This is a genomic window from Frateuria aurantia DSM 6220, from assembly GCF_000242255.2.
Taxonomy (GTDB): domain Bacteria; phylum Pseudomonadota; class Gammaproteobacteria; order Xanthomonadales; family Rhodanobacteraceae; genus Frateuria; species Frateuria aurantia.
Genome location: NC_017033.1, coordinates 3,491,811 through 3,504,710, shown reverse-complemented (window position 1 = coordinate 3,504,710; position 12,900 = coordinate 3,491,811). Strand labels below are relative to the sequence as shown.

Annotated in this window: 10 protein-coding genes; 1 reads left to right on the top strand and 9 read right to left on the bottom strand. The window is 63.7% G+C overall.

Annotated features, from left to right (window positions below; translation table 11 throughout):
- Positions 1-197: 197 nt before the first annotated feature.
- From FRAAU_RS15875 to FRAAU_RS15855, 5 genes are all read right to left on the bottom strand, one after another.
- Positions 198-1,556 (bottom strand): carbohydrate porin, encoded by a 1,359-nt coding sequence (locus FRAAU_RS15875; RefSeq protein ID WP_014404540.1) that lies wholly within the window; start codon positions 1,554-1,556, stop codon positions 198-200.
- Positions 1,557-2,024: 468 nt separating this feature from the next.
- Positions 2,025-2,927, bottom strand: a complete 903-nt coding sequence (locus FRAAU_RS15870) for a polyprenyl synthetase family protein (protein ID WP_041270642.1) — start codon at positions 2,925-2,927, stop codon at positions 2,025-2,027.
- 138 nt (positions 2,928-3,065) lie between these two features.
- Positions 3,066-3,806, bottom strand: coding sequence for a phosphorylase family protein (locus tag FRAAU_RS15865; RefSeq protein ID WP_052317942.1), 741 nt, complete (start codon positions 3,804-3,806; stop codon positions 3,066-3,068).
- Positions 3,803-5,761 (bottom strand): squalene--hopene cyclase, encoded by a 1,959-nt coding sequence (gene shc, locus FRAAU_RS15860; protein ID WP_014404537.1) that lies wholly within the window; start codon positions 5,759-5,761, stop codon positions 3,803-3,805. Before shc ends, FRAAU_RS15865 begins: the two co-directional genes overlap by 4 nt.
- Entirely contained in the window at positions 5,761-6,921 is a 1,161-nt protein-coding gene (locus FRAAU_RS15855) for a phytoene/squalene synthase family protein (protein ID WP_014404536.1), read from the bottom strand. Before FRAAU_RS15855 ends, shc begins: the two co-directional genes overlap by 1 nt.
- Positions 6,922-7,189: 268 nt before the next feature.
- Here FRAAU_RS15855 and hpnA point away from each other — a divergent pair, with 268 nt between their 5' ends.
- Positions 7,190-8,167, top strand: a complete 978-nt coding sequence (gene hpnA / locus FRAAU_RS15850; RefSeq protein ID WP_014404535.1) for a hopanoid-associated sugar epimerase — start codon at positions 7,190-7,192, stop codon at positions 8,165-8,167.
- Positions 8,168-8,193: 26 nt separating this feature from the next.
- Here hpnA and FRAAU_RS15845 read toward each other — a convergent pair whose 3' ends face one another.
- The 4 genes from FRAAU_RS15845 to hpnI form a co-directional block, all read right to left on the bottom strand.
- A complete protein-coding gene (locus FRAAU_RS15845) occupies positions 8,194-9,198 on the bottom strand; it encodes a lysylphosphatidylglycerol synthase domain-containing protein (protein WP_014404534.1) in 1,005 nt (334 codons plus the stop codon).
- Positions 9,195-10,034, bottom strand: a complete 840-nt coding sequence (gene hpnK, locus FRAAU_RS15840) for a hopanoid biosynthesis-associated protein HpnK (RefSeq protein WP_014404533.1) — start codon at positions 10,032-10,034, stop codon at positions 9,195-9,197. The genes FRAAU_RS15845 and hpnK overlap by 4 nt, the downstream gene beginning before the upstream one ends.
- Before the next feature lie 56 nt (positions 10,035-10,090).
- Complete coding sequence (hpnJ, locus tag FRAAU_RS15835; protein WP_014404532.1) at positions 10,091-11,518, bottom strand: hopanoid biosynthesis associated radical SAM protein HpnJ; 1,428 nt, start codon at positions 11,516-11,518, stop codon at positions 10,091-10,093.
- A gap of 73 nt (positions 11,519-11,591) precedes the next feature.
- Positions 11,592-12,728 (bottom strand): bacteriohopanetetrol glucosamine biosynthesis glycosyltransferase HpnI, encoded by a 1,137-nt coding sequence (hpnI, locus tag FRAAU_RS15830; protein ID WP_014404531.1) that lies wholly within the window; start codon positions 12,726-12,728, stop codon positions 11,592-11,594.
- Positions 12,729-12,900: the final 172 nt, after the last annotated feature.

Below are 12,900 nucleotides of genomic sequence, written 5' to 3'. Positions count from 1 at the left end.
GACGGATGTGGCGTCTGCGCGATGCTGACGGCCGTGAAAGAGGGCGGGACGGCGCTGGACAGCCTGCTGTCGTGCCGGTGGGTGCGACTCGCCTTGTTCTGGGACCGGGCTCCGTCGGCAGGCAGGCCCGCAACGGGCCACGGCCGCCCTGCAGGGCGGCCGTGGCTGTGGGATCAGATCGGCGGCAGCGGTTCTGTCTAGAAGTTGACCACCGACTTCAGACCGAACAGGAAGATGTTCTTGTTCTCGTTGCTGCCACCCGGGTCGGCGATATATTGCAGATTGGGGCGGATCTGCACGGCAGCGACCGGTGACCACTGGTAATACAGTTCGGCCACCTTTTCATAGCCGCCGCCGGCGATCAGGTGGGTACCGCTGTGGGTGGCATTGTAGAGCCGGGCATAGCTTGCATAGTAATTGCTGGTATGGGTCGTGCCGATGGCGAAACCGACGGCATCGTTCGGACGGCTGAAAATGCCCTTGTATTGCACGCCGAGCGAGTATTTGGCATCGGTTTGTGCGGTATTGCGATCAGCCTTGGAGGCATTGAGGAACAAGGTGGTCCCCTGGCCATCGGCGGTGCCGGTCACTTGCTGCTTGATCGACAGATAGCCGCCGTAGCTGCCCTTGCGGTGCAGGGCCTGGCCGCCATTGATCGCGATCGGCTGGTAGTCCTGATTCAGATACAGATCGCTGCCACCGGCATTGCTGTAGTAGATGCCGAACTTGTACAGGCCCTGGAGACCGTTGAGGGCCGGTGTCCAGCCAAATTCCAGCGGCATCAGTGCGCCCTGGGTACCGCCCGGATTGTTGATTTTCCAGGCGTTGTGGCGAGCCCAGCTCTCATTGGCATAGTGGGGATTGACCTGATAGGCCGCGAACTGCAGATAGGTCTTTTCGCTGGTCTTGAGCTTGATCCGGGCCGCCCATTGGCTGACGGGCCAGTTCATCCAGTAGCTGCCGACGATATTGCCGGTCTGCGAACCGCAGAAGGTGAGGTTCTGGAAATCACAGTCGGCATAGCCATAGTCGCTGCCTACCGGCATGCGGCCCAATCGAAGACTGAGGCGGCCGTTGAAGAAGGCCTGTTCGAACCACAGCTGGGTCAGCCACCAGGTCTGGCCGCGGCCATAGACTTCCTGGGTCAGCTGGTTGTTGCCAAGACCTGCATCGGCATTGAGATTGCGGCCGTAGCGGTCCGTCATGGTGAATTGGAAGGTGCCGCCTTTCCAGCCCCACAGCTTGTCCAGATCCAGAGTCGTGCCCAAGGTCAGCTGCCCGGTGTTGCGGGCGGTACGGCGATTGCCGCCGGTGAAGTTGTTGGCGGCCTCGTTGACCCAGCCGAACTGGAAGCTGACGCCTTTGTCGGCCAGACGGGTGCGGGCTCCGCCCCAGTCACCGAGCAGGTAGGGACTGGTATCGAAATACGAGCTGTTGGACACGTCGTTGGCATCATCATCCTGAATACCTGCATGCATGGCCTGAGCGCTGGAAGCACCTCCCATGGCGACCGCCAGTGCCAGCCAACAGGAATGAAATCTCGTTTTTACGTTCATGTGAATGAAATTCCTCGGACACATGGCGGGCTGAGCCGTGCGGTGCAATGGGCGAAATGGGGGGGGCGCGGCTGATCGCCGTGATGCCTCGAGACCAGGCATCTGAAGCCTGGTTTTCTCGTGCAAAAACGTAACATTTCACTTTCGGCAGCACACGACGCACAGCAGCACGCCGCGCTTGCCGTCGCATGGCTGGAGAGGGTGCCTGAGCAAGGATGGCCGGCTTGCCGCGCAGGGATATAAACCCTTGCATGAATCATGACTTACATGGAAGTGATCCGCAGGGTCCAAGCTGGCCGGGCGGCTCATGGCCGCTTTTTCGTGATTCAAATCACGCTGCGTTGCAGCAACGATTTCAGCGTTTCATCTCCGCCGGACCGTGAAATTCCGCGATGATCGAGGGTCTTGAACGCGAAAGGCCCGCATGGCGCGGGCCTTTCGAAAGACAACGGTCACATGGCCGTGAGCTCAGTGATCGCGTTTCTGGATAAAGTCGGCCAGCCACAGCAGCGGTGCCGGTTGTCCGGAGATTTCGATGGCGATCTCGCGGGCCTGATCGAACAGGTCGGAGGCCCGCTGGCGGGCGGTGTCCAGACCCAGCAGGGAGGGGAAGGTGGACTTCTGCTGCGCCTGGTCCTTGCCGGCGGTCTTGCCCAGGGTCGCGGTATCGGCTGTCTGGTCCAGTACGTCATCCTGGATCTGGAAGGCCAGACCCAGGCAGCTGCCGTAACGGGCCAGCGCTTGGGCCACCGGAGTGCTGGCGGCACCGGCGATGGCGGCCAGTTCGCAGGATACCCGGATCAGGGCGCCGGTCTTGCGGGCATGCAGCGATTCCAGCTGTTCCAGGCTGAGGCTGGCACCTTCCGATTCCATGTCCACGGCCTGGCCACCGACCATGCCCAGCGGACCGGAGGCATGGGCCAGGCTGGCGATCATGGCGACCTGCTGGCGGGCATCCAGCGCATTGGCCGGGTCGGTCAGCAGGTTGAAGGCCAAGGTCTGCAAGGCATCACCGACCAGGATCGCGGTGGCGACGTCATAGGCGATATGCACGGTGGGCTGACCGCGACGCAGGTCGTCATTGTCCATGCCCGGCAGATCATCATGCACCAGCGAATAGGCATGGATCAGTTCCACTGCGCAGGCGGGCGCATCGAGCTTTTCCAGCGGTACGCCGAGCGCTTCGCCGCTGGCGTAAACCAGCAGGGCGCGCAGGCGCTTGCCGCCGCGGCAGGCGTAGCGGATGGCCTGATGCAGGCGGTGCGGATCGGTATCGGCAGCAGGCAACCAGCGATCAAGGCTGGCATCCAGGCGCTTGAGCAAGGCCGGAACACTGCTGGCGAAATCGGGCAGGGCGGTTGACGCGGTCATAAGACTATCCAGAAACAACATCAGGCAGAGATTGGAGGACACGATCGATGTCCCGAACCCGCATACAATAGCCGATGCGCGCTGCGCAGGCATCCCAAATCGCAGGATACGCGCGGATATGGGACGTGTCTGATCGTTTCAGCCGCCGCGAAGAGCGTGCTGGCGGCGGCTCCAGGCCAGGTCGGGACCGGTCTGGGCGATGATCTGCTGCAAGCCGCGGGTGGCAGCCCGCATGCGCCGGGCCAGACCTGGCAGGACCGTGATCAGGCCGGGATGGCGCAGCAAGGTGGCCAGCATGGGCCAGGGGCGTGGCTGGCCCAGCGGATCCACCGCCCGCTGCAGCGCTTCGGGCAGGATGTCCCCCGCCTCATCGGCGATGGTGCGCAGCACCAGCAGCGGCTTGTCATGGGCAGCGGCCACGGCGGCCACCGCCCCGCTCTCCATGTCCACGGCCACCGCGCCATGGCGATGGGCGGCATCACGTTTGGCGGCGGGCGTCGACAAGGCGACGGCGCTGCCCAGCAATGGGGCGACCCGGCACTGGCCGCGAGTGGCCAGGTGCAGCGCCTGCCGCCAGGCGGCGTCGGTGGGATGACGTTGGCCGCCGGGGGTACAGATTTCACTGGCGCAGATCACGCTGCCGGCGGGATAGTCGGAATCCAGGCCGCCGGCGACGCCGATCACGGCCAGAGCCTCGACGCCTTCGTCCACCAGCTGACGGGCTGCATTCCTGGCGGCCTGCTCGCCCATGCCGGACAGCAGCAGTCGGACACCGGGCGCCAGCAGCCGGCTTTGTCCGGGTTGCAGCGGATCGCGGGTCAGCAGTTTCGCCTCGCTGGCCATGGCCACCACCAGCCCTATGCCCGTCGCTGGATTCACGAGGCTGCAGCGGAACGCCGGCGGCGGTACTGGCTCAGTGCCCACAGCGGGAAATAGGCGGTATAGCCGTGGTACTTGAGATAGTAGACGCGGGGGAAGCCGGGTGCATTGTGCGAAGGGTGATGCCACAGACCGTCGGCCTGCTGGGTGGCCAGCAGATGCTCGATGCCGCGGGCGACCGCCGGGTGGTCGGCCTCGCCGATGGCGATCAGGGCCAGCAGAGCCCAGGCGGTGTGGTTGGGGGTGCTGACCCCCTGGTTCTGGCCGGCCAGGGCCGGGTCCAGGTAGCTGTCATTGGTCTCGCCCCAGCCGCCGTCGGCGTTCTGGCAGGCGTAGAGCCACTCGATGGCCTTGCGGATATAGGGCTGCTGGCGGTCTTCGCCGACCAGGGCCAGGCCGGCCAGGGCGCTCCAGGTGCCGTAGACATAGTTGGTACCCCAGCGCCCCCACCAGGAGCCGTCCTGCAGCTGGGTGGTGCGCAGATACTCGACGCCGCGGCGGATCACCTCGGCATCCTGCGGGCGCTTGAGCAGGCCCAGGCAGGCCAGCACGCGGCCGGTCACATCCTCGGTCGGCGGATCGAGCAGGGCGCCATGGTCGGCAAAGGGAATCGAGTTCAGGTAATAGCGGGTGCAATCGGCATCGAAGGCGGCGAAACCGCCGTTTTTCGACTGCAGGCCCAGCATCCATTCGGCCGCCCGATCGGTGGCTTCGCGATAGCGCTGCGGATCGCCCAGCCGCTGCGCCCGCGAGTGCAGCATGCCGGCGACCACGGCGGTGTCGTCGATGTCCGGGTAATAGTCGTTGGCATACTGGAAGGCCCAGCCACCGGGGCGGACCTGGTCGCTGCAATGCTCTTTCCAGTCGCCGCGCAGCTCCAGCACCTGACGCGGCAGCAGCCAGTCGTAGCCGCGCTGCACGGCGCTCTGGGTGACCTCGTCATCGCCGGTATGCTGCAAGGCCATCAGGGCCCAGGCCGTATCCCATACCGGGGAGACGCAGGGCTGGCAATAGGCCGAGCCGTCCGGGCGGAACACCAGCAGCTTGTGCAGGGCCTTGCGGCAGGTTTGCATCAGCGGATGGTCCGCGGGATAGCCCAGCAGGTGATACATCTCGTAGGCATTGACCATGGGCGGGAAGATGGCGCCGAGGCCATCTTCGCCGTTCATGCGTTCGGCGCACCAGTCGGCGGCCTTCTGGATCGCCTTGCGGCGGATAGCCTTGGGGATCAGCGGATCGACGGCACGGCCGAGCTTGTCCAGCGCCAGGAAGACCCGGTTCAGCACGCCGCCACGGGCGAAATAGTCACGCTCCTCCTCGGCCGGGGTGACGAACAGCTCGGCGATGCCGGCGCCGCGGGGATTGGCGGCGCGGGCCTGCATCGAGCACAGCGCCATCAGCGGAATCATGGTGGTGCGCGCCCAGTAGGCGACCTTGTCGACATGGATGGGCGCCCAGCGCGGGAACAGCATCAGTTCGACCGGGGTGTACGGGGTGGCGCGCCAGGGCACCTGGCCGAACATGGCCAGCAGCATGCGGGTGAAGACATTGGCCTTGGCGGCGCCGCCGCGCTCGAGCACGGCTTCGCGGGCCCGCCGCATATGCGGGGCCTCGGCACTGTCGCCGGCGGCCTTGAGGGCGAAATAGGCCTTGACGGTGCAGGACAGATCCAGGTCGCCGCCATGATAGAGCGGCCATCCGCCGTGACTGTCGAGCTGCTGGGTGGCCCGCAGATAGCGGGCGAGCTTGGCCTGCAGGATATCGTCGATTTCATCCATGAAGTGAGTCATCAGGATGTATTCGGCGGTGATGGTGGCATCGGATTCCAGCTCGAAGCACCAGTGGCCGTCAGCGGCCTGACGGCCCAGCAACGCGGCGCGGGCCTGCTCCATGGCCCGAGTCAGCGGCGACTGGCGCAACTCCCCCGTCGGCCGCAGTTCCACCCGCGTATCCATCAGCCGGCCCCGTGGGTGGCGTCCGCCAGATCACGGGCGCGATCGGCCGGTCGTGCTGCGGCAGAACGGATCCACAGCTGACGGATATCGTCCGGGCCCGTCCATTCGGCGGCCAGCGGGGTTCTGGGCAGCTTGCGGGTCGCCCACTTGAACATGCCGCGCAGGGCCCAGTCGTGACGGCAGCCCAGATTGCTGAGCATGATCGTGCGGCGGACCATCTTGCGGGTGATCTTGACCTGGGCTCCGCCCGAGAAATCGGGCGAGGCATGCAGGTTCTGCAAGGTCAGTACCGCCATGCCGATCGCCCACAGGCAGAAGCGCCGGATGCCGGCATGCCGTGCTGGTATCAGCAGGGTATATTCCAGTGCGTTGCCAAGATGGCTGATGGCAACGCCGATCAGCTCGTCGAGTGCGGCCTTGTATCCGGCCGGCGTCCTGCCCGGCGCCAGGGTCGCCAGATCGACGCCATGGCGTCGCATCAGATCACGCGGCAGCCAGCAGGCACCGCGGGTGCGGTCTTCCCACTGGTCCTTCAGGATATTGGTCATCTGCAGGCCTTGGCCGAAGGACACCGAGAGTCGACGCATGGCTGCGCCGCGCGCGGCGATTTCGGGATCGAAATCGACGAACATGTCGGTCAGAAGATCACCGACGCAGCCAGCGACGATATAGCAGTAATGATCAAGCTCCTGCAGCGTGGCCAGACCCTGCACACCGGCGTCTGTCTGGAAGTCGTGCATGCCAGAAGCCATGATCCGCAGGCAGCTCTCGATAGCCGCCTGCTGCGCAGGGCGCAGGGTACGGGTGACTTCGAGCACGGTCGGCAGCTGGGCAAACAGGTCGCGCTCGGCGTCCAGAGTGGCCGACGACAGTCGAGCGGCGACTTCGGCTGCCAGCGGTGCCGGATCGATGCGCTGGGTGACGGCATCGATCAACGCCTCTTCGTACCTGCATTTGTCCTCGGCCGACAAGGCCGGCTCGTCTTCGACGGTGTCGGCGATCCGGCACAGCAGATAGGCATTGCCCACCGCCCGGCACAGCGAAGGCGGAAGCTGGGGAATGGTCAAGGCGAAGGTACGCGACACCTTGGGCAATATCGCGTCCTGGAAGCGATCGGCGGCGTCGGTCGTGGATGGAATGGCAGTATCGGTTCTTGTCATGGGCATGCCTTCGACTGCGACTTCGACATCACTGCAAACAGGGTCATGCCAGTCGATGCAAATAAGCGAATTGGGAGGTCGGGAGGCATCGGATCCGCCCGGACTAGCTGCGGATTCTACCAGAGACGCCCCGGCTGCAAGTGATATCTTGTGCACTGCATCGGCGCAGACCCTGAATTTCGGGGATAATTGCTGTCTTCCATCTTTCAGATTCGCTCCGGTCTGCTCTGGGCCGTGGCGATATAAGCGCGTAAATTGTGGAGTTGTCGTGAAAGCACTGGTAACAGGCGCGAGCGGATTCGTCGGGTCCGCCATGGTCCGGCGATTGCTCGATGAAGGGGTGTCGGTTAGGGTTCTGGTCCGTCCCCGCTCCGATCGCAGCAATCTGCAGGGGCTGCCCGTCGAGCTGGCCGAGGGCGATCTGACCCGGGCCGAAACCTTGCCTGCGGCCTGCCGAGGCTGCGATGCACTGTTTCATGTGGCCGCCGACTACCGGCTGTGGACTCCGCGACCGGCCGAGTTGTATCAGGCCAATGTCGAGGGCACCCGGGCCTTGCTGACGGCAGCACGTGACAACGGCGTGCAGCGGGTGGTGTATACCAGCAGCGTCGCTACCCTCGGCATTCCCAAGGATCACACCCCCGGCACCGAATTCACGCCGGTGACCGTGGCCGACATGATCGGCCATTACAAGCGGTCCAAGTTCCTCGCCGAGGAAGTGGCCGCGGAATTCGCCGCGGCCGGCCTGGATCTGGTGATCGTCAACCCCTCGACCCCGATCGGACCGCGTGACATCAAGCCCACGCCCACCGGGCGGGTGGTGCGTGATGCCATGCTGGGCAAGATTCCCGCCTATGTGGATACCGGCCTCAATATCGCGCATGTCGATGACGTGGCCGAAGGTCACTGGCTGGCCTGGCAGAAGGGTGTGGCCGGACAGCGTTATATTCTGGGCGGCCAGGACCTGACCCTGCGCGAATTGCTGACCGAAATCGCCGATATCGTCGGTCGACCGCCGCCGCGGATCCGCCTGCCACACAATCTGGTGCTGCCGGTGGCCTATGTTTCCGAGGCTTTGGCGCGGATCACCGGCAAGGCACCGGTGGCGACGGTGGAAGAGATCAAAATGTCGAAGAAGATGATGTTCTTCTCCAGTGCCCGGGCCAAGGCCGAGCTGGGCTATCGACCGCGTCCGGCGCGCCAGGCGCTGGAAGATGCCGTGAACTGGTTCCGCCAGCGCGCCTGAGCGGCCGGCGGAGCATCCGAAGGAGCTCAGGCTCCTTCGGCCACCTGTTCCGGCGGGAGATTCTTCTGGTGCCGTTCCAGCCATTGCCAGGACAGCAGGGCCGGCAGCCCGAACAGCACTTCACGCAGCCGCTTGATCAGTGACAGGGTCATGCTGATGTCGGCCGGCAGGCCGATCATGTGGCCGAAGATCAGCAGACCGCTTTCCTGCACGCCGAGACCGGCCGGCACGAAGAAGATGATATGGCGCACCGCCTGGGTGATCGCCTCCACGGCGACGGCATCCCAGATGGTGATGGGCGCCCCCAGCAACTTGACCGCCAGCCAGGTCTCGAAGCTGCCTACCACAAAGCCGGCGAACTGCCAGCCGCCGGCAGCGGCCATTCGCAGCGGCTGATCGAACAGCTTGCGGACCTCGATGTCGAGTTGGGCGCCATCCAGCAGGCCTGCCAGCTTGGACTCACCGCCGAACATCTTCTCGGCGATTTCCCCGATGCGGGAGAACAGATTGCCGAAGCGCAGCAGCAGCACCAGTCCGACCGGCAAGGGCAGACTGGCGGCCAGGGCGATCATCACGGTGGTGGCGCTGCCGGTGGCCTGCTGGGTGCAGACCAGCAGCACGATGCCCAGAGCGGTGAAGGCATATTGATTCAACAAGGTCAGCAGCACTTCGATCAATACGCTGGCGGTGGTGGCGGCACCGCTGATGCCACGACGCTTGACCAGATGGATGCCGATCAGCTCGCCGCCGACATTGGCGACCGGCAACAATCGATTGCAGGCTTCGCGGATCGCCGCAACCCAGAACAGAAAGCTGAAGTGGGCGCGGCGCTCGGGATCGCTGGGTCGCAGCAGTGCCCGCCAACCCATCACATCCAGCCCCAGCGGCAACGCATGGAAAGGCAGCAGCCACAGCAAGGCCCAGCCGGCATGATCCAGAGCCTGACCGATGTCGGTCCAGTTCTGCTGCAAGCCGAGCACGATGACGGTGACCAGGCCGGCCAGACCGGCGAGATAGCTGATCCACTTCATGCGCGTGCTGCCTGCAGTCCACCGAAGCCGGACAGCAGCTCGCAGCGTTCGGCTACCCGCGCGCCCACCGCCGGGGAAATCAGCGCGGCCAGCTCATCCGTATGGCGGTATTCGGCCATGCTCGGCGTCAGTTGGTTGCGTGCAGCCGGATGCAGGTACATTTCCGAGACGCCGGCCGGCAAGGTGTCGATGATTTCCAGCACGGTAGTCTCATCCATGCCGCCACTGTGGCTGATGCCGAACACATGATCGTTGTGGGCGATGCCGTTGCACTGAAGGCGCCAGCGCATCAGGTTCAGCCAGGGCTTGAGCCAGCCGGGCATGCTCGGCTCCACCGGCAGGCGCACGGCCTTCAGGCCGTGTTGGCGGCCGATCGAGAGGATCAGCGACAGGACGGTGGGATGCAGATGGAAATGCTTGTGGGCATTGACGTGGTCCAGTACCAGGCCACTGCCCGCAAAAGCCTCGAACTGAGCGCGGATCTCCGCTTCCAGCTGACGCCGGACATGGGGCAGGAAGAAGAATTTCACGCCGTCTTTGGCCATGTTGCTGCCGAAACGACCATCTGCACCGACCAGATCGGGCACCTGAGTCGGCGGCAGCATCGGCGCACCATCGGCCAGCACCAGATGCAGGCCTACCGCCAGTTCAGGCAGTCGTTTCGCGCGGGCGACGGCATCGGCCGCCGCAGGAGCGGCCACCATCAGACTGGCGGCCCGCAGCACGCCGTTGCGGCAACCTTGCTCGACGGCATCATTGACGGCTTCGTGCAGGCCGAAATCATCAGCCGTCACGATCAGGCGGGGCCTGGCCGCATGGGCGTCCTTCATGCTCATGTTTGCAATTCCGTCAGACCGGATGCCTGCCTTGGCAGACATCCGGTCGGGGGCACTCAGGACTCGTGAGCGCGCAGGAAGCGGAAGAACTCCACGCCTTCACGCAGACGGCGCTTGGTCATGTCCCAGCTGGCCATCATCTCGCGGACGATTTCCCAGATCTTGGACGGGCGGAAATAGAAGGCCCGGTAGAACTGTTCCATGCTGTGGAAGATTTCTTCCTTGGACAGATGCGGGTAGCTGATGGCGGCCAGCTGCACACCCTTCTCGTTGACCAGGTTCACGGCATGGTTCTTTTCCAGCCAGCCGTTCTCGATGGCCTGGTTGTACAGGGCGGTACCGGGATAGGGCGCTGCCAGCGAGACCTGGATGGTATGCGGGTTGATTTCTTTCGCATACTCGATGGTCTTGGCGATCGTTTCCTTGGTTTCACCCGGCAGGCCCAGGATGAAGGTGCCATGGATCTGGATGCCCAGCTTGCGGCAGTTCTCGGTGAACTTGCGGGCGATATCGGTGCGCAGACCCTTCTTGATGTTGTGAAGGATCTGGTCGTCGCCGGACTCGTAGCCGACCAGCAGCAGGCGCAGGCCGTTTTCCTTCATGATCTTCAACGACTCATAAGGAACATTGGCCTTGGCGTTGCAGCTCCAGGTCCAGCCCAGCTTGCCCAGGCCGCGGGCGATGTCATGCACGCGCTCAAGATTCGAGCTGTCGGTGAAGGTGTCATCGTCGAACATCAGCTCCTTGATCTCGGGCATGTTCTCCTTGATCCACTTCGCCTCGGCGATCACGTTGTCGGCCGAACGCACGCGGTAACGATGGCCGCCCACGGTCTGCGGCCACAGGCAGAAGGTGCACTTGGAGCGGCAGCCGCGACCGGTGTAGATCGAGATGTAGGGGTAGTTCAGGTAACCGATGAAGTAATTCGGAATCTTCAGGTCACGCTTGTAGATCGGCGCCACGAACGGCAGATCGTCCATGTTCTCGATCATGGCGCGCGGCGGATTGTGCTTCACGCTGCCATCGGCCAGCTTGTAGCTGATGCCGGTGATATCGGCGAAGGGGCGACCTTCGGCGACTTCCTTGCAGGTGTAGTCGAATTCCTCGCGGCAGACCAGATCGATCGCGGCCGAGGCCGTCAGCGAATCGGTAGGATCCACGGCGACCTTGGCGCCGACCAGACCGATGATGATGCCCGGCTTGCGCTCTTTCAGCAGCTCGGCGAACTTGGCATCGGTAGGGAACGACGGTGTGCTGGTGTGGATGAACACCAGATCGTATTTTTCGGCGATGGCCAGCGTCTCCTCGACGCCGATCTCGTCGGCGGGAGCATCCAGCACGCGGGAGTCCGGAATCAGCGCGGCAGGCTGGGCCAGCCAGGTCGGATACCAGAAGCTCTTGATTTCGCGCTTGGCCTGGTAACGAGAGCCTGCGCCGCCATCGAAGCCGTCAAATGAAGGGGCCTGAAGAAAGAGTGTTTTCATAGGAGTGAACTTGATCGTGTTCGGCTAAGTGACAGGACGCGAACTTGAGTCGCGCACCCATGACGGTGAGAGATTATGCTGGATCTTGGCCTTTGGCATTCATGACCTGACCACGCCAGCTTACCTGCCAGCGGGTGAGCGCTACTGTCCATTCGATGAACAGGAGCAGATCACGAGCCGGTACCAACCATGCTTCGTACTTCGCGCCTTGCCAGCTGCGGCCCCGTCGCTGGGTGAAGTGGATCCACCAACGGGCCATTGCGCCGACACCGGCCATGACAAAATTATAACTATTATGCGCCAAGATGAGGCCGATACCCAAAACAGGAAGGGTGAAGCAGACGAACGTCATCGCGAAACCGAACGGCGCCAATGAGCGGATGGTTCTCAGCCAGCGCATTTCGTGCGCCCACAGGCTGGCCAGGCTGGTCTCGGTGACATCGGTGGTGGTGATCACATCGGAGAGCACGCTGCGCAGGCCTTGGCGGCGACTGAGCTCGCCCAGCCAGTAATCATCGGCCAAGGTGTCCTTGAGAGCCTCGAGGCCGCCAAGACCTGCCAGACAGTCACGACGCAGGGCGATGGTCGCGCCGAAGCCGAAGCGTTGCGAGCCCAGCAGCTGGGACAGTCGCACCGAGGGGGTGAACCATTCGTCGATGAACTGGCCACCAAGCTGGGACCAGAGGCCTGCGGCGGGACGGCCGCGGTAGAGGCAGGTGACGATTCCGGTCGCCGGATCGGCGAGGGGCGCGACAACATGACTCAGGTAATTGATCGGAACATCGATGTCACTGTCGGCCAGCACCAGCCAGTCATGTTTGGTGGCTGGCAACATGTTGATAAGGTTGCTGACTTTCAGATTCTGACCATGCACCTGCGGTGCGATCACCAATTGCATGTCCAGATCCGGAAATTCATGCTGCAGGCGGGCGACCACCTCGATCGCAGGATCATCGGCCTCGCGTACGCCGAATACCAGCTGGTACTGCGGGTGGTCCTGCACGCAGAAGCTGCGCAGATTGTCGTAAAGCCGCGGCTCGGCTCCGCACAGTGGCTTCAGCACGCTTGTCGGCCGGGTGGCGCCGACGGGGCGGGCCCGGCTTTGCAAACGTGTTTTGTGCAGCGCAATACACGCAAGCAGCGCGTACGCGCATGCCGCCAGGATCAGGGCGGTGCCGAGAGCCTCTGGCAGTACGGTAAGGGTGAACATGATTCCCCTAGAATAACACGGCCGGGATCGGCTGCGCCGGCAGGGTGCCAGGAACGGTTAAGGTGACAGTCTGATTTCAGACCGGTTAAAGATGTAGACTAAACGAGTTTTTAATGCCGCACTGCACCAGTGAACCGGCGCGGAAGCCACTCGCCAATGGAGTCAGGTTCCG